At 44.2% G+C, this 20822-nt stretch carries 21 protein-coding genes, 1 riboswitch and 1 other annotated feature; of the genes, 8 read left to right on the top strand and 13 right to left on the bottom strand.

Annotated elements, in window-relative coordinates; all coding sequences use genetic code 11:
* The first annotated feature begins 6 nt into the window (after nucleotides 1-6).
* Together R8N46_RS08380 and R8N46_RS08375 are read left to right on the top strand one after the other, a co-directional pair.
* Nucleotides 7-834 carry an NAD-dependent epimerase/dehydratase family protein gene (locus R8N46_RS08380; protein ID WP_054576405.1) on the top strand — a complete coding sequence of 276 codons (828 nt, stop codon included), beginning with the start codon at nucleotides 7-9 and terminating at the stop codon, nucleotides 832-834.
* Entirely contained in the window at nucleotides 831-1469 is a 639-nt protein-coding gene (locus tag R8N46_RS08375) for a YdcF family protein (RefSeq protein ID WP_054576404.1), read from the top strand. Before R8N46_RS08380 ends, R8N46_RS08375 begins: the two co-directional genes overlap by 4 nt.
* 60 nt (nucleotides 1470-1529) lie before the next feature.
* Here the strand turns inward: R8N46_RS08375 and R8N46_RS08370 are convergent, their stop codons facing one another.
* Complete coding sequence (locus tag R8N46_RS08370; RefSeq protein ID WP_005378154.1) at nucleotides 1530-2108, bottom strand: thymidine kinase; 579 nt, start codon at nucleotides 2106-2108, stop codon at nucleotides 1530-1532.
* 87 nt (nucleotides 2109-2195) lie between these two features.
* Entirely contained in the window at nucleotides 2196-3578 is a 1383-nt protein-coding gene (cysS, locus tag R8N46_RS08365; protein WP_005378155.1) for a cysteine--tRNA ligase, read from the bottom strand.
* A gap of 202 nt (nucleotides 3579-3780) precedes the next feature.
* Here cysS and R8N46_RS08360 point away from each other — a divergent pair, with 202 nt between their 5' ends.
* The 4 genes from R8N46_RS08360 to R8N46_RS08345 all read left to right on the top strand — a co-directional run bounded on the left by R8N46_RS08360 (nucleotide 3781) and on the right by R8N46_RS08345 (nucleotide 6989).
* Nucleotides 3781-4275: a peptidylprolyl isomerase gene (locus R8N46_RS08360; RefSeq protein WP_005378156.1), complete on the top strand. Its 495-nt coding sequence runs from the start codon at nucleotides 3781-3783 to the stop codon at nucleotides 4273-4275.
* Nucleotides 4276-4335: 60 nt separating this feature from the next.
* Nucleotides 4336-5073, top strand: a complete 738-nt coding sequence (gene lpxH / locus R8N46_RS08355; protein ID WP_005378157.1) for a UDP-2,3-diacylglucosamine diphosphatase — start codon at nucleotides 4336-4338, stop codon at nucleotides 5071-5073.
* Nucleotides 5074-5171: 98 nt separating this feature from the next.
* A complete protein-coding gene (locus R8N46_RS08350) occupies nucleotides 5172-6386 on the top strand; it encodes an EAL and HDOD domain-containing protein (RefSeq protein ID WP_005378158.1) in 1215 nt (404 codons plus the stop codon).
* Nucleotides 6387-6473: 87 nt separating this feature from the next.
* On the top strand, nucleotides 6474-6989 hold the full coding sequence (locus R8N46_RS08345) for a YchJ family protein (RefSeq protein WP_005378159.1): 516 nt from the start codon (nucleotides 6474-6476) through the stop codon (nucleotides 6987-6989).
* A gap of 275 nt (nucleotides 6990-7264) precedes the next feature.
* On the opposite strand, the gene hisIE is transcribed toward R8N46_RS08345, so the two are convergent.
* The 9 genes from hisIE to tet(35) all read right to left on the bottom strand — a co-directional run bounded on the left by hisIE (nucleotide 7265) and on the right by tet(35) (nucleotide 16408).
* Nucleotides 7265-7900 carry a bifunctional phosphoribosyl-AMP cyclohydrolase/phosphoribosyl-ATP diphosphatase HisIE gene (gene hisIE / locus R8N46_RS08340; protein WP_115385868.1) on the bottom strand — a complete coding sequence of 212 codons (636 nt, stop codon included), beginning with the start codon at nucleotides 7898-7900 and terminating at the stop codon, nucleotides 7265-7267.
* The gene (gene hisF / locus R8N46_RS08335; RefSeq protein WP_004749837.1) at nucleotides 7897-8670 is read right to left on the bottom strand and encodes an imidazole glycerol phosphate synthase subunit HisF; all 774 of its coding nucleotides are present in this window, start codon (nucleotides 8668-8670) and stop codon (nucleotides 7897-7899) included. Before hisF ends, hisIE begins: the two co-directional genes overlap by 4 nt.
* On the bottom strand, nucleotides 8652-9389 hold the full coding sequence (gene hisA / locus R8N46_RS08330; RefSeq protein ID WP_005390889.1) for a 1-(5-phosphoribosyl)-5-[(5-phosphoribosylamino)methylideneamino]imidazole-4-carboxamide isomerase: 738 nt from the start codon (nucleotides 9387-9389) through the stop codon (nucleotides 8652-8654). Before hisA ends, hisF begins: the two co-directional genes overlap by 19 nt.
* A 12-nt stretch (nucleotides 9390-9401) precedes the next feature.
* Nucleotides 9402-10016: an imidazole glycerol phosphate synthase subunit HisH gene (gene hisH, locus R8N46_RS08325; protein ID WP_005389830.1), complete on the bottom strand. Its 615-nt coding sequence runs from the start codon at nucleotides 10014-10016 to the stop codon at nucleotides 9402-9404.
* A 26-nt stretch (nucleotides 10017-10042) separates the two neighbouring features.
* Entirely contained in the window at nucleotides 10043-11116 is a 1074-nt protein-coding gene (gene hisB / locus R8N46_RS08320; RefSeq protein WP_005389832.1) for a bifunctional histidinol-phosphatase/imidazoleglycerol-phosphate dehydratase HisB, read from the bottom strand.
* A gap of 71 nt (nucleotides 11117-11187) precedes the next feature.
* Nucleotides 11188-12228, bottom strand: a complete 1041-nt coding sequence (gene hisC, locus R8N46_RS08315) for a histidinol-phosphate transaminase (protein ID WP_017634689.1) — start codon at nucleotides 12226-12228, stop codon at nucleotides 11188-11190.
* Between the two features lie 12 nt (nucleotides 12229-12240).
* Entirely contained in the window at nucleotides 12241-13533 is a 1293-nt protein-coding gene (gene hisD, locus R8N46_RS08310) for a histidinol dehydrogenase (RefSeq protein ID WP_115385867.1), read from the bottom strand.
* A gap of 5 nt (nucleotides 13534-13538) precedes the next feature.
* Nucleotides 13539-14435 (bottom strand): ATP phosphoribosyltransferase, encoded by an 897-nt coding sequence (gene hisG / locus R8N46_RS08305; protein WP_005378180.1) that lies wholly within the window; start codon nucleotides 14433-14435, stop codon nucleotides 13539-13541.
* A gap of 53 nt (nucleotides 14436-14488) precedes the next feature.
* Nucleotides 14489-14626: a sequence feature (His leader region), on the bottom strand.
* 180 nt (nucleotides 14627-14806) lie between these two features.
* On the bottom strand, nucleotides 14807-16408 hold the full coding sequence (gene tet(35), locus R8N46_RS08300) for a tetracycline efflux Na+/H+ antiporter family transporter Tet(35) (protein ID WP_005378182.1): 1602 nt from the start codon (nucleotides 16406-16408) through the stop codon (nucleotides 14807-14809).
* Between the two features lie 109 nt (nucleotides 16409-16517).
* Nucleotides 16518-16700, bottom strand: a riboswitch (Lysine riboswitch).
* Between the two features lie 582 nt (nucleotides 16701-17282).
* Between tet(35) and R8N46_RS08295 the strand changes: the two genes are divergently transcribed.
* A complete protein-coding gene (locus R8N46_RS08295) occupies nucleotides 17283-17690 on the top strand; it encodes an H-NS family nucleoid-associated regulatory protein (protein ID WP_005378185.1) in 408 nt (135 codons plus the stop codon).
* Nucleotides 17691-17817: 127 nt separating this feature from the next.
* Here the strand turns inward: R8N46_RS08295 and R8N46_RS08290 are convergent, their stop codons facing one another.
* Together R8N46_RS08290 and R8N46_RS08285 are read right to left on the bottom strand one after the other, a co-directional pair.
* Nucleotides 17818-19122: an inosine/guanosine kinase gene (locus R8N46_RS08290; protein WP_005378187.1), complete on the bottom strand. Its 1305-nt coding sequence runs from the start codon at nucleotides 19120-19122 to the stop codon at nucleotides 17818-17820.
* 117 nt (nucleotides 19123-19239) lie between these two features.
* Nucleotides 19240-19509: a hypothetical protein gene (locus R8N46_RS08285; protein ID WP_005378190.1), complete on the bottom strand. Its 270-nt coding sequence runs from the start codon at nucleotides 19507-19509 to the stop codon at nucleotides 19240-19242.
* A gap of 188 nt (nucleotides 19510-19697) precedes the next feature.
* Here R8N46_RS08285 and mnmA point away from each other — a divergent pair, with 188 nt between their 5' ends.
* Nucleotides 19698-20822 carry a tRNA 2-thiouridine(34) synthase MnmA gene (gene mnmA / locus R8N46_RS08280; RefSeq protein ID WP_005378192.1) on the top strand — a complete coding sequence of 375 codons (1125 nt, stop codon included), beginning with the start codon at nucleotides 19698-19700 and terminating at the stop codon, nucleotides 20820-20822.

Genomic DNA, 20822 nt, shown 5'->3' with positions numbered 1-20822 from the left:
ACCCAAATGGCAAATACATTGATCGTAGGTGCAGGCTGGCTCGGAACTCCGCTAGCAGAAATATTGATGAAAGATGGACACTATGTTGTCGTCACTCGTCGTAGCCAAACTCGATTAAAAGAGTTACCCACCTCATTAACTCACTCCGCATTGTTCGATTTCAATCAATTGAACGCCACAGCACGGCTAGATGAGCTGCTCAAACAGCATCAAATTACGCACGTTATCGGTGCTTTTCCTCCAGGATTTCGTAAAGGACGCGGTCAAGAATATGCACAGCAATGGCAAATACTTGCCAACGCAGCTAAGCAAAACAACGTTGAAAAACTTCTCATGATCAGCTCTACCACGGTTTACCCTAACCTTGCTTCCGATATGGAAGAAGCTGACGCGTCACTCTCTTTAGCAGCCGAAAGCCCTTATTTCTCTGACAATGCACGTATTATGCTTCAAGCAGAGCAGCATGTTATCGACTCGAATATTAGCTTTGTTATTCTACGTTGTAGCGGATTAATCGGGCCAGATAGACACCCATCTCGCTTTGCTGCAAGGCTTCAACAAGTTAGTCGTAAAGCACCAGCTAATATGCTTCATCAAGATGATGCTGTCTCGGCTGCGAAATTTGCCTTAGGCAATTTAAGCAACCAAGTCATTAATGTTACGACACCTCATACTGTCAGCAAGGCTGAGTTCTACCAAGCTGCCATAAACAAAATCGGAAGTGATATACCTCTTCCACCCGTCACAGAGCAAGCTGACAAGCGTATTCTTGCTGACAAACTACTCTCACTTGGTTATCGATTTCACTTCAATTCAACTTTGGATGCGCTATGAGACTCTATAGACATATAGAAACGCTTTGGGATTACATGCAACTCAAACATGAACTGAAACCTGCGGACTGTTTGTTTGTGATGTGCAGTAATGATGTGCGTGTAGCGGAGCACGCTGCCAAGCTCTACCACCAAAAGTTGGCACCTTTGATTGTATTTTCAGGGGGTCAAGGTCGCTTCACAGATGGACTGTTTGAAAAAAGCGAGGCAGAAACCTTTGCCGAGATTGCAAAGTTGTCGGGCGTTCCAAGTGAAGCAATTTTGCTCGAAACTGAATCCACAAACAGTGGAGAAAATGTTCGCTTTACTGAGCAACGATTAAAAGAGGAAGGAAAACAGTGTTCCTCGTTTATTCTGGTACAAAAACCGTTTATGGAGCGTAGAGCAATCGCGACATTTGAAAAACAGTGGCAGTCACCCTACACTCAGCTCCAAGTAAGCTCTGCGGCTCTTCCATTTTTTGAATACATTAATGAAGACATGCCATTAATGATGGTGCTAGAAGCACTAATGGAAGATTTCTCTCGCGTAAAAAGCTATCCAGAGAAAGGATTTCAAACCGAGCAGAACATCCCTCAGCAAGTCGAATCTTCTTACCAGGTTTTACTCGAGCGGTTTGGTTTTGACTTAGTCTAACTTTTTCTAACCGACAACAAAAAGCCACCAAGTTCGGTGGCTTTTCTGTATCAATACGGCTTATTTACCGAGCGCTTCTTTGTAATGTTGGCGGCATACGGAGACATACTTATCGTTACCGCCGATCGCAACTTGATCGCCTTCTTTAATTGCCACGCCGTGTTCATCGGTACGAATAACCATATTCGCTTTGCGGCCGCAATGGCAGATTGTTTTGAGCTCAACCAGCTTGTCTGCCCAAGATAATAGATACTTACTGCCTTCAAAAAGTTCGCCTAGAAAATCGGTGCGAAGGCCGTAACACAATACTGGAATATGCAACTTATCAACGACTTCAGTAAGTTGATAAACTTGTTCTTTCGACAAGAACTGACACTCATCAACAAGAATACAGTGACGTTTTTCAACCTCATTCAGAGCTGCGATCTCCTGATACAAATTGGTATCCTGACGAAATAAATGTGCGTCAGATTGAAGACCAATACGAGAGCTCACTTTACCGACACCAAAACGATCATCTAGCGCAGCCGTAAAAATAACTGGCGTCATGCCGCGTTCTTGATAGTTGAAAGAGGATTGAAGAAGCGTTGTTGATTTACCCGCATTCATTGCTGAGTAATAGAAATACATCTGAGCCACAGAGCATTACCTAAAGTTAAAGTTTTAATTTATGGAAATGGAAAATAAAAGGGCTGAATTATCAGCCCTTTAAAAATGAAAATTCAATTACTTACGACGCCACGTTGTGCCTTCTGGACCATCTTCCAGAACAATGCCCATTTCGGTCAGCTTGTCACGAGCCATATCTGCATTCGCCCAATCTTTCGCAGCACGAGAGTCGTTACGCAGCTTGATCAGAGCTTCGATTTCAGCCACTTCATCATCGTTACCTGCATCACCTTTTAGGAAGGCTTCTGGATCTTGGTGAAGAATACCGATCACATCTGCTAGTTCACGCATTAGCGCACCTAGCTCGCTCGCTTTCTCTAGGTTTTCTGTCTTCAGACGGTTAACTTCGCGCGCCATGTCGAACAGAACTGAGTACGCTTCTGGTGTATTGAAGTCATCGTTCATCGCTGCTGTAAAGCGAGATACATACTCTTCACCACCAGCAGGCGCAGCGTTTAGGTCTAAACCACGTAGAGATGTGTACAGGCGCTCAAGCGAAGCACGTGCTTGGTTTAGGTTATCTTCGCTGTAGTTTAACTGGCTACGGTAGTGACCAGACATTAGGAAGTAACGCACTGTTTCAGCATCGTAGTGACCAAGAACGTCACGGATAGTAAAGAAGTTACCTAGAGATTTAGACATCTTCTCACGGTCTACCATTACCATGCCGCTGTGCATCCATGTGTTCACGTATTGTGTATCGTGTGCACAGCATGATTGCGCGATTTCATTTTCATGGTGTGGGAACTGAAGGTCAGAACCGCCGCCGTGAATGTCGAAGTGGTTGCCTAGGATTGACGAGTTCATTGCAGAACATTCGATGTGCCAACCTGGACGGCCTGGACCCCATGGTGATTCCCACGTTGGTTCACCCGGCTTAGACATCTTCCAAAGTACAAAGTCTAGAGGGCTGCGTTTTGCTGTTTCGATATCAACGCGCGCGCCAGCTTGAAGCTGATCAAGGTCTTGCTTAGAAAGCTTGCCGTATTCGTTGAACTTACCCACTTCAAACATTACGTCACCGTTATCTGCAACGTATGCAAAACCGCGCTCGATTAGCTTCTCAACCAATTCGATGATTTCAGCAATAAACTGTGTCGCACGAGGTTCAACGTCCGGACGTTTCATGTTCAGCGCATCAAAATCAGCGTGCATTTCACCAATCAAACGCTCAGTCAATGAATCGCAAGACTCACCATTTTCTGCGGCACGTTTGATGATCTTATCGTCGATATCTGTGATGTTACGTACAAACGTCAGATCGTAGCCCAAGTAGCGAAGGTAACGTGATACAACGTCAAAAGAGACGAAAGTACGACCGTGACCAATGTGACAGAGATCGTAGATGGTAACTCCACAGACATACATACCGACTTTGCCAGCTGTAATTGGTTTGAATTCCTCTTTCTGTCTTGTGAGTGTGTTATATATCTTTAACATGATCTCTATCTATGATTGTGAATGAATAAAAGAAGATGAGTATATCAACTCCAACCTAGTTAGGTAATAGCAATTAACCGATAAAACGATAATCGGCTAAACTTCAAGCACAAAACGAAGAATTTCCTCTTCCTGAGTTTTTAAAGCACTAGAACTTAGGCTAGAATCTCGGGCTCAACACAACACAGTAAAGGAAAGTAGCATGATCACCCTTCACACTAATTTTGGTGACATCAAGATTCAACTAAACGAAGAGAAAGCGCCAGAGACAAGCGCAAACTTCCTTCAGTACTGCCGCGACGGTTTCTACGACAACACGCTTTTCCACCGTGTTATTGACGGCTTCATGATCCAAGGTGGTGGTATGGAGTCTGGTCTACGTGAAAAAGCGACTCGTGCACCTATCAAGAACGAAGCAAACAACGGCCTAAGCAACAAAGTGGGTACACTTGCTATGGCACGTACTATGGAGCCGCATTCAGCAAGCTCTCAGTTCTTCATCAACGTAAACAACAACACATTCCTAGACTTCCGTAGCGAAAGCCTAGATGGTTGGGGTTACTGTGTGTTCGGTGAAGTAATCGAAGGCATGGACATCGTAAATAAGATCAAAGGCGTTAGCACTGGTTCTTACGGCATGCACCAAGACGTACCTCTAGAAGACGTAGTAATCACTGGTACAACAATTGAAGAGTAATTCTTAGGAATTATTTTTAAAAGATAAGTTAATGGGGAGGCATAGCTTCCCCTTATTTCTATGACGACATTATTTATTTCCGATCTTCACCTTACCCCATCACGTCCTGATATCACGGAATGTTTTGTGACGTTCATGCGAACAGAAGCAACAAAAGCTGATGCACTTTATGTACTCGGCGATCTGTTTGAGTTCTGGATTGGTGACGATGACAACACCCCTTTTGCAGACCAAATCCGCGCAGAATTTAAAGCACTGACGGATGCGGGTGTGCCAACTTTTTTCATCCAAGGCAATCGAGATTTTTTACTCGGCAAACGCTTTTGCAAAGAAACCGGTATGACATTACTCGACGATGTCTGCACGATTGATCTTTATGGTCAAAAAGCCGTAATCCTACATGGCGATACGCTCTGCATTGACGATGTGAAGTACCAAGAGTTTAGAAAAACCGTTCACAAGCCATGGCTACAATGGTTGTTTAACCGTATTCCTTGGTTCATTAAGAAGAAAATTGTCTCAAAAGTTCAATCCGATATTCGTGATGATAAAATGAGCAAGTCATTAGATATCATGGACGTTAACCAAAATGAGGTCGAGAAAGTGATGTCTCAGAACTGCGTCAACATAATGATTCATGGTCACACACATCGCCCGAACACACATTTTTTTGACGTCGATGGCATTAAAAAGACCCGAATTGTTTTAGGGGATTGGTATACGCAAGGCTCAGTTTTAAAAGTAAATTCTGATAGTTTTGACCTGCAAACGAGACCGTTCATACAGAATTTGCGTTAAGCATGTAGAGCGTGTAGAAGATTCACGCTCAAGTCGTAGATATTTTGTAAAAAATCGCTATTATCATAATACTAAGTTAAACAGAACGAAGTACCTAATTGAAGTATTCTTACGTAGCTCGCCAACCGATTCTGGATAGAGAAAAACGAACCATAGGTTACGAACTCCTCTTTCGAGACGGCCCTAAAAATACCTTCCCTGAAGTAGAACCAGAGCTGGCTACTAGTCGACTGCTATCCGATCATTTTTTGTCGACGCATTACAACACATTAGGAAACAAACTTGGCTTTGTTAACTTTCCGCATCAAAGCTTGGTGAACTTGGTCCCAACTTTGTTTCCTAAAGAATCTCTCGTCATTGAAGTCCTTGAAGACTGCGAACCGACAGAAGAACTGTTAGAAGCCATCAAGCACCTTCATGAGTGCGGGTACAAAATTGCTCTGGATGATTTTGTTCCGACGAAAGCTTGGAAGCGTTTTCTTCCATACGTTTCCATGATCAAGTTTGATATTAGACTTGTGCCGATCAAGAAAGCTGCCATTTTTATTCAGGCGTTGAGCCCATTTAAAATCGACTTTCTTGCGGAAAAGGTAGAGACCTATGAAGAGTTTGAGCAAGCTCTAGAAGCCGGTTTTAACTATTTTCAAGGGTATTTTTTTAGCAAACCTGAGATGATCCAGAAAAAACGGTTGAACCCCGCGTTTCTTACCGTCATCCAACTTTGTAAAGAGATTGCAGATAAGCCCATCGACTTCAATGAGGTTGAACGTCTGTTTTCGATTGATGTGACGCTGTCATACAAGCTGCTTACTTACGTAAATTCAGGCTATACATTAACGACTAAGATCAAATCGTTCAGACAGGCGCTTATTTATCTGGGTGAAGAGCGACTACGACGCTTTATTTCCTTAGTTGCAATTGCCTCCGTTCAAGAAGATAAACCTGACTCTCTTTACTCTTTAGCGATTCAGCGTGCACGAATGTGTGAACTGCTACTTAGTCAAATGAACACTAGGTATGACCCTGGGCAGGCTTTTTTGACAGGCATGTTTTCTTTGCTCGGATCTTTGCTCGATCAACCGCTCTCGGATGTCATTGAAGATATCCCCGTTGACGAAGATATAAAACTCGCATTAACCAGTCGAAAAGGCGTACTTGGTCACTTACTTTCGATGACGATCGCCTACGAACAAGCGGACTGGGAGTTAGCCGAGCGATATTGCACCGTTCTTAAATTAACCGAACCTCAATTAGCAGACGCTTTTAATCAATCGACGGAATGGGCTCAAGAACTGCTGTCTCAAACGCCCTAAACGGCTATAATGCCCCAAAGAATACCTGCGACCTCACTTATGTGGGGTTGTTTGTTTTTACCGCTTAATTAATCGAGATTTCATTTTATGGCTTCTTCTTGTCCTTGCGGCTCTAACCGCACCTACCAACAGTGTTGTGAAATTGCCCACAATAACCACGCTGACGTCACCACTCCGGAGCAGCTAATGCGCTCTCGTTACAGCGCGCATGTGTTAGGTCTAGTGGATTACGTGGTGAACACATACCACCCAAGCTGTAATGCAGAAGAGCAACGTGAAGGCATTGCCCAATCTATCGACAGCGATTGGTGCAAGCTTGAGGTAGTGAAAGCTGAAGCGGGTTGTAACGAGAATGAAGGTTTTGTTGAATTCAACGCTTACTTTGACGAAGACGGCAAACGCTACTGCATGACAGAGCGTTCTCGCTTTGTAAAAGAAAATGGGCTTTGGTACTACATTGACGGCACGTTTCCAGAAGAAGAGCTAGAAGAAGAACCAGAACAAGATCCTCGCCTAAACCAACCAGTGAGTAGCCTAAAAGTAGGTCGTAACGACCCGTGTATCTGTGGAAGCGGTAAGAAATTTAAGAAGTGTTGTGGGTAAGATCATCCACTCCTAGCTTATTGAGCTCGATTTAATTGGATTCTTGACTTCGCCTAGGTTCGTTGGAGTGACGTGAATATATGTACCTATTTGAAGTAAATAACTCTACTGCAAGTACCATTAGAAAATATACCGTCATTCTGAACAGCTAGGGACGAGCGTGATTCAGAATCTAATCGCCACCAGCACTGTTGCCGGTTTTTGCCCCGAATCAAGAACACTAAAGTAAAAAGCCCCTAGGCTCGAGAGCATAGGGGCTTTCACTTATCGCAAGCTTACTTATGACGCTCTTTCAGTTTATTCACTACGTCATTCATCGATAAGCCTTGGTCTTGAAGCAATACCATTAAGTGATAAATCAAATCTGCAGATTCACTCACTAACTCCGCCTTATCGCCCGACGTCGCCGCAAGCGCGACTTCAACGCCTTCTTCGCCCACTTTTTGCGAAATACGCTTGGTGCCACGGGCATAAAGACTGGCAGTATAAGAGGAATCTGGGTCGGCACTCTTGCGGGCAGCCAATAGCTGCTCAAGTTGATGAAGCCACACCATTTGTGACTCCTCTTGAGGGTCCACATCCCAGCAAGTTGTGTTACCCAAGTGACATGTAGGACCAATGGGATTCACTTTCACCAGTAGCGTATCGTTGTCGCAATCGAGCTGCATGTTCACTAGTTGCAATACGTTGCCGGAGGTCTCACCTTTCGTCCAAAGACGCTGCTTGGTACGAGAGAAAAACGTCACTTGACCTGTTTCGCCCGTTTTTGCCAACGCATCTTGGTTCATATAACCCATCATCAGCACTTGGCTTGATTGGAAATCTTGTACGATAGCAGGTACCAGACCATCCACCTTTTCCCAGTTGATTCGCTCAGCTAGCGAACTTACTTCGGCGGCTTTCACACTCATAGTCGTACCTCAATGCCTTGTTGTTTCAAATACTGCTTTAGTTCACCAATATTGATGACTTGCTTGTGGAATACCGATGCGGCAAGCGCGCCATCCACATTTGCTTTTTGGTAGGCTTCTGCGAAGTGCTCCATGGCACCTGCACCACCCGATGCAATCAATGGCACATTACACACTTCACGCACCATATTAAGTTGTTCAATATCGTAGCCGTTACGCACGCCGTCTTGGTTCATCATGTTCAGTACGATTTCACCAGCGCCCCGTTTTTGTACTTCTTGCACCCAATCACGCGTTTCCCATTGAGTTGCTTTGGTGCGTTCTTCATCACCAGTAAACTGGTAAACCTGATACTTGCCGGTCTCTTTGTCGTAGTAAGAATCAATGCCCACCACGATACATTGCACACCAAACTTATCAGCAAGGTCAGTAATCAATTGCGGGTTCGCCAAGGCAGGTGAGTTGATAGACACTTTGTCTGCACCAAACTCAAGAATGCGCGCTGCATCTTCCGCTGATTTAATACCACCAGCGACACAGAAAGGAATATCAATCACTTCTGCAACGCGAGCGACCCAACTTTTATCTACGACACGACCATCACTTGAAGCGGTAATATCGTAGAACACAAGCTCGTCAGCGCCCTCTTCCGCATAACGCTGTGCCAGTGGAACGATGTCGCCAATGATCTCGTGATTACGGAACTGAACGCCCTTTACCACTTGTCCATCACGAACATCAAGACATGGAATTATTCGCTTTGCCAACATGCAAACGCCTCCTCTGCTGTGAACTTACCATCTAACAGCGCACGACCAACAATCACACCAGCCACACCGCTGCCTTTTAGCGCTTCGATATCTGCTAATGAGCCAATGCCACCTGAAGATTGAAACTGCACTTGTGGGTACTGTTTGCATAGGTCAACGTAAAGCTCTACGTTTGATCCTTCGAGCGTACCGTCACGAGAAATGTCAGTACAAAGTACGTGCTGCAAACCTACCGTTAGGTAATCGTTGATTAAAGCTTCGATGGTCACGCCTGAGTCTTCTTGCCAACCTGAGATCGCTACTTTACGTGTGCCGTCTTGGTCGATATTGATGTCTAACGCAAGAACGATTTTCTCTGCGCCGTATTTTTCCATCCAACCTTTCACAAGCTCCGGCTGTTTTACTGCTGTTGAGCCAACAACAACACGCTGAGCACCAGCTTCTAGCAGGTCAATCACGTCTTGCTCTGTACGCACACCGCCACCGATTTGGATGTTTGCTGGTGTGCTTGCTAGTAGTTTTGCAATCAAATCAAGCTGGCGTGCTGTTGTGTCTTTCGCGCCAGTTAAATCCACCAAGTGCAGCCAGTTAGCACCCGCTTGGTGGTACAAGTTGAACTGCTCTGCTGGGTCGACTTTGTACTCGGTTACTTGGCCGTAATCACCTTGATAAAGGCGAACCACCTGTCCTTCAATTAAATCAAGAGCTGGAATAATCACACTAAATCCCTTTTATAATTCTAAGAAGTTTTGAATAAGCTTCGCGCCCGCTTTTGAAGAACGCTCAGGGTGGAATTGCACGCCGTAGTAGTTACCGCTTTGTACTGCTGCTGTGAACGGGTTGCCGTACTCACATTCAGCAATCGTGTAATCCCCAACAGGCATTGCAAAGCTGTGCACGAAGTAGAAGTACTCTCCTTCTTCAATACCTTTGAAAAGTGGATTACCTGCTTTTGCAGAGACCGTGTTCCAACCCATATGCGGCAGTGGCAAATCGCCAGTTTGTAGTAGCTTCACTTCGCCATCACAAAGCCCAAGACACTCAACCAACTCGTCGGCTTTCTGCCCTTTCTCTTGAGACACTTTGCCCAACAGTTGCATACCTAAACAGATACCTAACAACGGCTTTTCTACCTGTTTTACCAAGCTGATAAGATCGCGTTCTTCTAGGTTCTTCATCGCTTCGCTGGCAGTTCCCACGCCCGGTAGGAATAGCTTGTCTGCCGACAATACAACTTGCGGATCTTTTGAAATTGTTACGTCATAGCCTAGGCGTTCAATAGCAAACTTCACTGAAGAGACGTTGGCACAGCCAGTATCGATAATGACAACTTTCTGTTCTGTCACTGTTTTTCTCCTTGCTAAGGTTAGCCTTAAAGTACGCCTTTACTACTTGGTAGCTCAGTGCCTTCTACTTTGATTGCTTGGCGCAAAGTACGACCAAACGCTTTAAATAGACTTTCAATAATGTGGTGATCATTGTTGCCCGCTGAAGACAGGTGCAGCGTACACGCTAATGTGTCAGTCAGAGATCGGAAGAAGTGAACTACCATCTCTGTTGAAAGATCACCCACTTGCTCACGACTGAATTGCGCGTCGAACTTAAGGTAAGGACGACCAGATAGGTCTAGTGCACATTGTGCCAAACACTCATCCATTGGAAGGCTGAAGCCAAAGCGACCAATACCACGCTTGTCACCCAGTGCTTCTTTTAACGCTTGACCCAATGCTAGAGCGGTATCTTCCACTGTGTGGTGATCATCAATGTGCAGGTCACCTTCCACTTTGCACACCATTTGGAATCCACCGTGCGTCGCGATTTGATCCAGCATGTGGTCAAAAAAGCCAAGACCTGTAGAAATATCGTTACCGCCTTGCTCGTCAAGATTAACGAATACTTTAATGTCTGTTTCTTTTGTGGTGCGAACGACTTCAGCAACACGCGCCTTCACCGTCAGATCTTTGAGGATCTGTTTCCAGCCCATGGTTTCTGGGTTGTATTGAATGCCACGAATTGCCATGTTTTCTGCAAGTTGAAGATCGGTTTGACGATCGCCAATCACAACGGAGTTTTGAAAATCAACTTTGCCACCTTGAAGGTACTCTTTCACCAAGCCTAGCTTAGGCTTACGGCAAGAGCAGTTGTCTTCATCGAAGTGAGGACAAATCAGCACGTCATCAAACTTCACACCTTGAGATTCAAAGATCTCCATCATCATGTTGTGTGGTGCATCAAAATCAGCTTGTGGGTAGCTGTCGGTCCCCAAACCATCTTGGTTCGTAACCATCACTAAACGGTATCCTGCATCCTGCAACGACAACAGGCTTGGGATAACAAATGGCTCTAGTTTTAGTTTGTCTAAACGGTCTACTTGAAAATCAATCGGCGGCTCAACAATTAAGGTGCCATCACGATCAATAAAAAGGATTTTTTGTTGTTTGCTCACTCGGGAACTTCCTTATTGCTATTCTTTTGGCGCTCCCGCTATTGAGCGAGAGCGATTAATTTTGTCTCTACTTATGCGTAGTAGTTTCTGATAAATCCAAGCGTTTTTTCACACTCGTCGCGGTTACCAACACTGATACGTACACAGTTCTCAATTGGCGAGTTACGCAAAATAATGCCCGTATCCCAAGCCGCTTTGAAAAGATCATCGCCATCTGGGAATTTCACCAATAGGTAGTTCCCCCACCCTTCAAACACTTCTAAACCCGGAATCATTGAAAGGCCAACTTGCAAGTAAGCACGGTTTGCATTCAGATCAAGAACTTGGAACTTCGCTCGCGCTAAACCAGCTTCCGAAAGCGCCTGAGTCGCAATTTCTGCCACTGGAACCGGGACTGGGTAAGGTGCGATAACTTTAAGAAGTACATTAATCAGCTCTTCGTTCGCAAGCGTAAATCCACAACGCAGACCAGCAAGTGCGAAAGCTTTCGACAGAGTACGCAAAATCGCAAGGTTCGGGTATTGCGCCAGTAGGTCTACCGTTGACGCTTCTGGACAAAAATCGATGTACGCTTCATCCATCACCACGATTGCACGGTCTTTGGTCATCTCAAGTAGAGACACAATGTCCTCACGCTTAACCAAGTTACCTGTTGGGTTGTTTGGCGAACATACAAAAACCAGTTTCACGTTATCCAGATTGGCTTCGATGCCTGCAAGGTCTAGTTGCCAATCTGACGTTAGCGGCACGGTTTTGCGCTCTACACCGATGGTTTCTGCACTGATGGCGTACATACCGTAAGTCGGTGGGCAGTAAAGAATCGCATCTTCACCCGGCTCACAGAAAGCACGAATCAATAGTTCAATACCTTCATCCGCTCCGCGAGATGTTAGTGTTTGCTCTGGTTTCACACCCGCATAGGCTGCGTAAGCAGAAATCAGTTCTTTAGGCTGACATTCGCTGTAACGATTAAGACGAGCGAAGTCTGTTTTGTATTCATTATTGAATGGCGATTCGTTGGCGTTTAGCCATACGTCACCGGTACCACCAATTCGACGAGCCGACATATAAGGGGTAAGTTGTTGGACTTGTTTGCGCGCTAGCTTTTCCATCTCAATATCCTCTTACTTAGCTGCCAGTTTTTCTACGCGAATGGTCACTGCACGTTTGTGCGCATCCAGACCTTCTGCTTCCGCCATGGTTACCACCGTTGGTGCAAGGTTCTTTAGACCATCAGCAGACAGTTCTTGAACCGTCATACGTTTCGAAAAGTCCGCTAAGCCTAAGCTTGAATACGTGCGTGTGTAACCGTAAGTAGGAAGAACGTGGTTGGTGCCCGATGCGTAATCACCTGCTGATTCAGGCGACCAATCACCAAGAAAGATAGAACCTGCGTTATCTAATAGAGGTAGAAGCTCGCGTGGGTTCTTAGTCTGAACAATTAAGTGCTCAGGACCGTAGTAATTCGAAATGGAAACCGATTGAGTAAGAGACTCGGCAATGATGATCAAGCTTGAAGCCAATGCTTGCTCGGCGATGTCCGCACGAGATAGCTCCTTAAGCTGACGTTGAACCGCATCTGTCACTTGATCCGCAATAACAGGAGAAGGAGTCACAAGTACCACTTGAGAATCAGGACCGTGCTCTGCTTGGCTCAAAAGATCCGCAGCGATAAAGTCTGCATCTGCGGTTTCATCGGCAATCACAAGCACTTCAGACGGCCCTGCAGGCATATCAATCGCAGCACCGCGGAAATCATTGCTAACCTGTCGTTTTGCTTCGGTCACGTAAGCGTTGCCCGGACCAAAGATCTTATCTACTTTCGATACAGTCTCGGTGCCATAAGCCATTGCAGCAACTGCTTGGCCACCACCGACGTTGTACACTTCATCAATGCCACACAGCTTCGCGACATAAAGGATCTCATCAGCGATTGGCGGTGGAGAACAAAGAACGACTTTACGACAACCTGCAATTTTTGCAGGAACGCCGAGCATCAAAACAGTCGATGGCAAAGGCGCACTGCCACCAGGAATGTACAAACCCACTTTTTGAATTGGACGTGTTACTTGTTCACAAAGAACACCTGGCTGCGTTTCCACCTTGAGCGGTTGCGGCTTTTGCGCTTTGTGGAACTTAGAAATATTGGCGTAAGCTTGCTCTAGTGCGCTCTTCATTGACTCTGACAAACGCTCTGACGCTGCCTTAATTTCCTGAGAAGAAACACGAATGGATTCAGGCTTAACACGGTCAAACTTTTCTGTCAGCTCAATAAGAGCAGAGTCACCTCCTTCTCGAACTTTAGCAATAACTTCGGCCACAGCAGTGGTGATATTGGCACCTTCTGCAATAGCAGGGCGCTCCAAAATAGAGTCTTGCTGATTCTCACTTAATGATTGCCAAACGACTGTTCTCATGATGCTTACTCCATCATTTTTTCAATTGGTAGAACGAGAATTGAACTTGCGCCCAACTCTTTCAGCTGTTCCATTGTTTCCCAGAATAGGTTTTCAGAACTCACTAAGTGAACAGCCATTTTCTGCTTATCTGCAGAAAGAGGAAGAACAGTTGGGTCTTCAGCACCTGGCAGTAGTGCTTTAATTTGATCTAACTTCTCTGCTGGGGCGTGAAGCATAATGTACTTAGATTCTTTCGCTTGCTGCACGCCTTGCATGCGAGTTAACAGCTTTTCGATTAGCGCCACTTTGTCTGCGTCGAACTCACCTGTGCGTTGAATCAATGTCGCTTTTGATTTAAAGATAATTTCAGCTTCTTTAAGGCCGTTCGCTTCCAGTGTTGCACCTGTAGAAACCAAATCAGCGATAGCATCAGCGAGACCCGCGCGAGGGGCAACTTCTACAGAGCCTGTCAGCATACATGTAGAGAATGGAACGCCGGCTTCATCCATGTACGCTTTTAGAAGTTGAGGATACGTTGTAGCAATACGCTTGCCAGCTAAGTCTTGTGGACCGTTGTACTCTTCGTCCTTGTCGATTGCGATAGATAAACGACAGCCACCAAAATCAAGTCGACGAAGCTGAACAAACTCGCAGGGTTCACCTAATGCTTTGCGGTCAAGGCGAACTTCTTCTAGTTCATTTTCGCCAATAAAGCCAAGGTCAACCACGCCATCCATAATTAAACCTGGGATGTCATCGTCACGAACCAAGAGTAAATCAATTGGCATATTTTCAGAATGGACAACTAAACGCTCGCCCATTACGTTGAACTTTACGCCGCACTGTTTTAGTAGAGCTTGACTCTCTTTGCTAAGACGACCTTTTTTCTGAATTGCGATTCTTAAACGTTGTGTTTGCATTGCTTTGTCCCTATGCAAGATTTTGATATCTAAGTATTTTTCAAACTAATAAAACTAAAAAACCCTCGGGAGATTGAAGTCTCCCGAGGGTTTAAAATCTGCTTTTACTTTGATTTTACCTCCGGGAGTTTCCTGCCTCCCGGGTATGCGTACATCGCCCGAAAGACTAGATTGGGTGATGATGGTGATGAATGTTCATTACAAAATTACGCATACTTATTTCAAGGCTCTTCTCATTTGCTTTGTTACCAACCACACTAACCAAGCTGATTACTTTTTTCAACCCTTAATTTTAAAAAAATTCGAATTGTATAATACAAATAAAAAAGGAGGCCGAAGCCTCCTATAAATTTACTTTTTAAATCAGTGAATTACGCACTCTGGCAAGACGCTATTTTAGACTTTGAAAGCCATGACAAAATAGCGCAAACGATAACGAATGTTATCGACGCTGCAATGAACGAGAACGCTATTGAAGCAGTCATACCAAGGGCAATAAAGCCGACGCATGAAACAAGCGCGACTGATAATGCATAAGGTAGCTGTGTTGATACGTGATCAATGTGGTTACAACGTGCACCCGTCGATGACAAGATAGTCGTATCTGAGATTGGTGAACAATGGTCACCGAATACCGCACCAGCTAAAACCGCACTCAGCATCGGTAGCATTAGCGCTACGTCTGTTGCGCCAGCCATGTCTCCAGCGATTGGAAGCATGATGCCGAACGTACCCCATGAAGTACCTGTTGAGAACGCCATCAGGCCAGACAACAAGAATAGGATAACTGGGAGCCAATGAGGGTTGATATTGCCCTGCGCCATTGTCGAAAGGTAAGTACCAGTCTTCATATCACCGATAACAGAACCAATGGTCCAGGCAAATACTAAGATTAGAATCGCACCAAACATAGACTTAGCACCAATCCAAAGTGTACGTGCGATCTCAGCCATTGGTAGACCTTGCTTCACAACAGTAAACAGTGCAACTGCTAAGCCAAGCAAGCTACCGTAGATTAGTGATGTACCTACATCTGTATTTTCAAAAGCACCAAGAAGCGCAAACTCCTTACCATCAGCAGCCAATGCTTGGCCACCCGTGTAAAGCATTGAAGCGATAGTCGCGATAATCAGCGTCACGATAGGAAGTATCAAATCTGACACTTTACCCTTTTCACTTTCACGGATATCTAGCTCTTCGTTTAGGTCATGCGCTTCTTGCGAGTCATTTTCTTTGTCTTTATCAAAGCCACGACCTTGCGATGCAGAGATCTCATGCTCACGCATTTTACCAATATCAAGACCAAACCACGCAACAGCGAACACCATTAGCAGCGCAAAAACGGCGTAGAAGTTCATTGGAATAAGACGAACATATGCGCCAAGAGCCGAATACTCTGTGATCCCATGTGAGACTAAGATCCCGCCAATAATAGTAATAATGTAAGCACCCCAGCTAGAAGCAGGCATAATTACACACATTGGAGCAGCGGTTGAGTCTAGAATGTACGCAAGCTTAGCGCGAGACACATAAAAGCGATCGGTTACTGGGCGAGAGATCGCACCAACAGCAAGGCTATTAAAGTAATCATCGACAAAAATGAATACGCCTAAAAAGGCGGCAAGAAGTTTGGAGCCGCGTTTACTCTTCACTCGAGATTGTGCCCATTCAGCAAAAGCACGAGTACCGCCAGATAGCGTTAATAAAGCTGTTGTCATACCTAATAAGATTAGGAAACCAACAATGCTCATGTTCCAAGTGTTAATTCCGCCATCTTCAATAAAGACAGAAGAAACTTGAGAACTGACGTAACCTGCGGTGTCGCTGATAGACCAGCTATTAAGTAGCACCGCACCTAGCACGATACCTACACCCAAGGAAACTAATACACGTCGAGTCAAAATCGCCAAAGTCAAAGCGACAATAGGTGGCAATAATGAAACAGGAGAACTAGAAAAATCTATTAAATTCATGATCTTCAAAAACCAAAGTTTGGCTAGAGATCTACTGCAGACAAGTCACGTAGCATACGATACGTGCTCATGTTGAACTTAGCGACAGGGAAGCGAACACTCCACCCAACCCTACAGTAGCGCTCCATAGTTTAATGTGAATATATACTATGGCAGTGTTGTTCCTTTCAGATACAACCCCAGCAAGTAACTTTGATGAGTTACTTACTTCGGCAATCTTCGCCTTCCACTATTATTCATTGGCATCACCCCAATAATAGCTACTCTTCGAGACCGCGCCTCTACGGCAACAACAAACAATTAACCACTAACTGTACAAATTAACAACAAATTGTCTGCAATATTGCATCAGGTGGCAGCCATTGTACTTATGATGAGAGTCAATGCAACACATCAAACTAAATTAAACAAATAAATAATGACTGAGATAATTTATAAACCTTGCCTACTTCCATAAGTTTTGTGCAACTGAAATCACATCAATCATGTTATTTATGAAACATTATTACTACCTTAGAAATATCATGGTTTATCTTATATCAATAAATTAAGGATATATGACACACCATTAAAGATGGATGCTTCATATTTTTAAGTAATAACTCAAATTTTTTTATAAAAAACCAAGCTGTCACTCTCTCTATACAATAATGATTGTTGATTTTAGTTCTCATCTAATAATGATTTATTTCGAGTGTAATAATATTAATTGCTTTAAAAAATAGTCAAATTTAAACAAAATCTTGATTTAGCATTTGCACATAAGGAAAAGATAAAGTTAAATATAAGGACTCTTTGTTTATTTATAGATTGGCATTATTTAATCGTAACGATAAAAAGTGCCCAACACATTAACCTTTTAATAGGAATCGTTATGTCAGAGCTGACTAAAACCCTTCTAAATATCCGTAGCCTTCGTGCATTTTCTCGTGAGCTGACTCTAGAACAATTGGAAGAAGCTCTAGATAAACTCACTACTGTCGTAGATGAGCGTCGTGAAGCAGAAGAAGCAGAACGCGCAGCACAAGCAGAGCAAGAAGCTAAGCTTGCAGAGATTGCTGAGAAAATCGCTCAAGACGGTATTGACGTAGAAGCACTTATTACTGCGCTATCTGGCGAAACTAAGACGAAAGGCAAAGCGAAGCGCGCACCTCGCCCTGCTAAATACAAATACACAGATTCAAACGGTAATGAGAAAACTTGGACTGGCCAAGGTCGTACACCTTCGGCGATTCAAGAGCAACTTGATGCAGGTAAATCTCTGGATGAGTTCCTAATCTAGATCCGTGCTATTTTTAAAAGGCTCCCATAGGGAGCCTTTTTTATTTAAACCATTACAAATAAAAAAGGCACATTTCTTAATGTGCCTTTTACTTTAGTTACAGAATAGTTAATTAAACCGCTTCGTATTAACGTTCCCAGTATGCTTCTTCTAGGCTATCTTCTCGCTCAGGAAGTCCGCGCGACAATCGTGGTGAATGTTGCACGAGAACTTCGTAGCTAGCACGGTTTGCGTATTTGCAGACTTGAGAAAAAGAAGAGTAAGTTAAATACTCGTTACTGTGCTTGCTTGAATTAGGCACATTTTCTTTATGGTATTTATTTGCTGCCATATCATGAAGAACAGCAGATAACGCAGCATCACCTGCGCCATTTGTATTCTTAATTTTTTCTGGGCCACCCATATATGGCGAGATATGCGAGTACACTTTTATTGGCGTCTCGCATGAGTCTTTTTTCGCCGGACGACTGAATTCATAACGATTAAATTCAGCAATTGACCCTGGAAGTAATGGCAAAGAAGTTTCGCGCTTCGCGCTATCTTCCGTATACCCAGCCATAAATAGACCTACAGGACCCGCCGTGCACAATACTAGATCAGCCCACTCCAATGTTTTATCAGACGCAGCAAGTGGATCAGATTCCCCCGTCAGTGCTTCTGCTTCATCTTCATTCATCGCAACGACTGAAACGTTATCTCTAATGAATTCTTGCCAATATTTAGGGTCATCTTGAATAACAAACTTTGTGCCTAAAGTCAGAACAACAGGCACATCATTCTTTTTCGCGTACTCAATTGCTTTCATTGTTGCTTCCGGCATTGGGTCGCCGTCTTTGCAACGTACTAGATATGACGTCAGTACAAGTGCTGATGCATTTTTAAAGATTTTCTCTGGAATGCTATCAGGATGGAGTTGGTTCATTTGCCCTTCGCTGATAGCAAAAGTACGTTCACCGTCTTCTGTGATAAGAGCAAAACAACGGCCAATTGCACCATCTACACCTTGTAGGTAGTTCAAGTCCATGCGGCTTGATGTATTACAAAGATAACGGTAACCGTAGCTGCCAATCTTAATATCCTGGCTCATCACTCCAAGTAGTGTGGAGCGGTCATCCGCTAGCACGGAGTAGTTATGTAGCGTGTTACCAATTGTACCGCCCGCATACTCATTGGTAATCAAGTTCTCTTCTTTCAGTTGCTGGTATAACTCTTCTGCTCTTTCGTCATCGATAACCAGAGAGTGACCTTTACTCAGACCGTACTTTTCAATCACATCCGTTGTAACTTTTGCTTCAATATCAACCAAGGTTTGGTCAATACCAATGATGTGAGTGCGCGTCATCTTCTTGCTTTCTTGTGCTTGGCTCACCAGCGGGTCACGAGCATGAACAGGAAAATAGTGCTTCGATTTGCGTTGTCCAGGAAATTTCATATTGTCAGTCTGAGTAAGGGGATGAAAAGGAGAGCGGATTCTATACCGCTAATAATAAAGCAGCAATAAAAGCGATTATAGCAAACGTTTGCTGACAGCTTTTTTCTTTTAGGTGGCTTATTCACCTTCCATAAAGCTGAGATCTGGTAGTTGCTCAAGGTGCTCGCTATAACGCTTTAGGTTGAACTCACCTTCATTCTTCATTACATCAAAAATCTCAATTGACATCGCACATGCCATCATCGCAACCGCATCTTCACGTGGTGTGCCTGTCATCATTAAACGCATAAGGGTTTCTTTTACTTTAAGCGGGTTGCCATCTTCGAGCTGATTTTCAACAATTTCAATCAACTCACTTTCTTGCATAAATTGGTTTTCTTCTGTCATTTGGTGTTTCCTCTTGGATTTTGGCCAACTATGCCATATATACCTCTTCTATACTTGCGAAATTACTCGTTCGAATCTTTGTTGAAGAAAAATCCAGCGAAACGAATTGTGATTTCGATCTCGGATCTGTCACCGGTCTGTGGATTCTGATAGAATCTGCATCCCGTTTATTTAAGTGGTGTTTAGTAATGTCTGATAACAGCCAAAAGAAAGTCATCGTCGGTATGTCCGGCGGCGTTGATTCATCTGTTTCCGCGTATCTTCTAAAGCAGCAAGGCTACCAAGTAGAAGGCCTTTTCATGAAGAACTGGGAAGAAGATGACAACGAAGAATATTGTACAGCGGCAGAAGATCTTGCTGACGCTCAGGCAGTATGTGACAAGCTAGGCATCCACCTACACACTATCAACTTTGCTGCCGAATACTGGGATAACGTATTTGAGTACTTCCTTGCTGAATACAAAGCTGGCCGTACTCCGAACCCTGACATTCTTTGTAACAAAGAAATCAAGTTCAAAGCATTCCTAGAATTCGCTGATGAAGTACTTGATGCTGATTACATTGCAATGGGCCACTATGTGCGTCGCTCTTTCCCAGAAAATGGTGAAAAACCACAGATGCTGCGTGGTCTAGATGGCAACAAAGATCAAAGCTACTTCCTGTACACATTAAGCAACGAGCAAATCGCACGTAGCCTATTCCCTGTTGGTGACCTAGAGAAGCCAGAAGTACGCCGCATTGCTGAAGAGCAAGATCTAATCACGGCGAAGAAGAAAGACTCTACTGGTATTTGTTTCATCGGTGAACGTAAGTTTACGGAATTCCTGGGTCGCTACCTTCCAGCTCAGCCTGGTAATATCGAGACTCCAGAAGGCGAAGTGATTGGTCAACACCAAGGCCTGATGTACCACACACTTGGTCAGCGTAAAGGTCTACACATTGGTGGCCGTAAAGGCGGCGGTGGTAACGAGGACCCATGGTTCGTTGGTGAGAAAGATCTAGAACGTAACGTTTTGATTGCCGTTCAAGGTAAAGACCATCCAATGTTGAAATCAGAAGGTCTACTTGCATCACAACTTCACTGGGTAGATCGTGAGCCAATTCGCGATGTTATGAAGTGCACAGTGAAAACTCGTTACCGTCAGGAAGATATTCCTTGTACAATCATCCCTATCGATGATGAAAACATTAAAGTTATCTTTGACGAGCCACAAATTGCTGTAACTCCAGGTCAATCAGCAGTGTTCTACAAAGGTGACGTGTGCCTAGGTGGCGGCATCATCGAGCAACGCATTAAATATTCTCAAGCTTAG

This window comes from Vibrio sp. 1874, assembly GCF_033344395.1.
GTDB classification, from domain to species: Bacteria; Pseudomonadota; Gammaproteobacteria; order Enterobacterales; family Vibrionaceae; genus Vibrio; species Vibrio alginolyticus.
Note: the sequence above shows the minus strand (reverse complement) of the source record. Positions and strands in the feature narration are given on the sequence as shown.

What these genes read in the sequence shown, in the direction of transcription:
- hisF (WP_004749837.1), bottom strand. Translation starts at nt 8,670, where the DNA reads ATGTTGGCAAAGCGAATAATTCCATGTCTTGATGTTCGTGATGGACAA.
- R8N46_RS08380 (WP_054576405.1), top strand. Translation starts at nt 7, where the DNA reads ATGGCAAATACATTGATCGTAGGTGCAGGCTGGCTCGGAACTCCGCTA.
- R8N46_RS08345 (WP_005378159.1), top strand. Translation starts at nt 6,474, where the DNA reads ATGGCTTCTTCTTGTCCTTGCGGCTCTAACCGCACCTACCAACAGTGT.
- hisC (WP_017634689.1), bottom strand. Translation starts at nt 12,228, where the DNA reads ATGGAAAAGCTAGCGCGCAAACAAGTCCAACAACTTACCCCTTATATG.
- hisG (WP_005378180.1), bottom strand. Translation starts at nt 14,435, where the DNA reads ATGCAAACACAACGTTTAAGAATCGCAATTCAGAAAAAAGGTCGTCTT.
- R8N46_RS08285 (WP_005378190.1), bottom strand. Translation starts at nt 19,509, where the DNA reads ATGACAGAAGAAAACCAATTTATGCAAGAAAGTGAGTTGATTGAAATT.
- R8N46_RS08375 (WP_054576404.1), top strand. Translation starts at nt 831, where the DNA reads ATGAGACTCTATAGACATATAGAAACGCTTTGGGATTACATGCAACTC.
- R8N46_RS08360 (WP_005378156.1), top strand. Translation starts at nt 3,781, where the DNA reads ATGATCACCCTTCACACTAATTTTGGTGACATCAAGATTCAACTAAAC.
- R8N46_RS08290 (WP_005378187.1), bottom strand. Translation starts at nt 19,122, where the DNA reads ATGAAATTTCCTGGACAACGCAAATCGAAGCACTATTTTCCTGTTCAT.
- mnmA (WP_005378192.1), top strand. Translation starts at nt 19,698, where the DNA reads ATGTCTGATAACAGCCAAAAGAAAGTCATCGTCGGTATGTCCGGCGGC.
- hisD (WP_115385867.1), bottom strand. Translation starts at nt 13,533, where the DNA reads ATGAGAACAGTCGTTTGGCAATCATTAAGTGAGAATCAGCAAGACTCT.
- cysS (WP_005378155.1), bottom strand. Translation starts at nt 3,578, where the DNA reads ATGTTAAAGATATATAACACACTCACAAGACAGAAAGAGGAATTCAAA.
- hisIE (WP_115385868.1), bottom strand. Translation starts at nt 7,900, where the DNA reads ATGAGTGTGAAAGCCGCCGAAGTAAGTTCGCTAGCTGAGCGAATCAAC.
- R8N46_RS08295 (WP_005378185.1), top strand. Translation starts at nt 17,283, where the DNA reads ATGTCAGAGCTGACTAAAACCCTTCTAAATATCCGTAGCCTTCGTGCA.
- lpxH (WP_005378157.1), top strand. Translation starts at nt 4,336, where the DNA reads ATGACGACATTATTTATTTCCGATCTTCACCTTACCCCATCACGTCCT.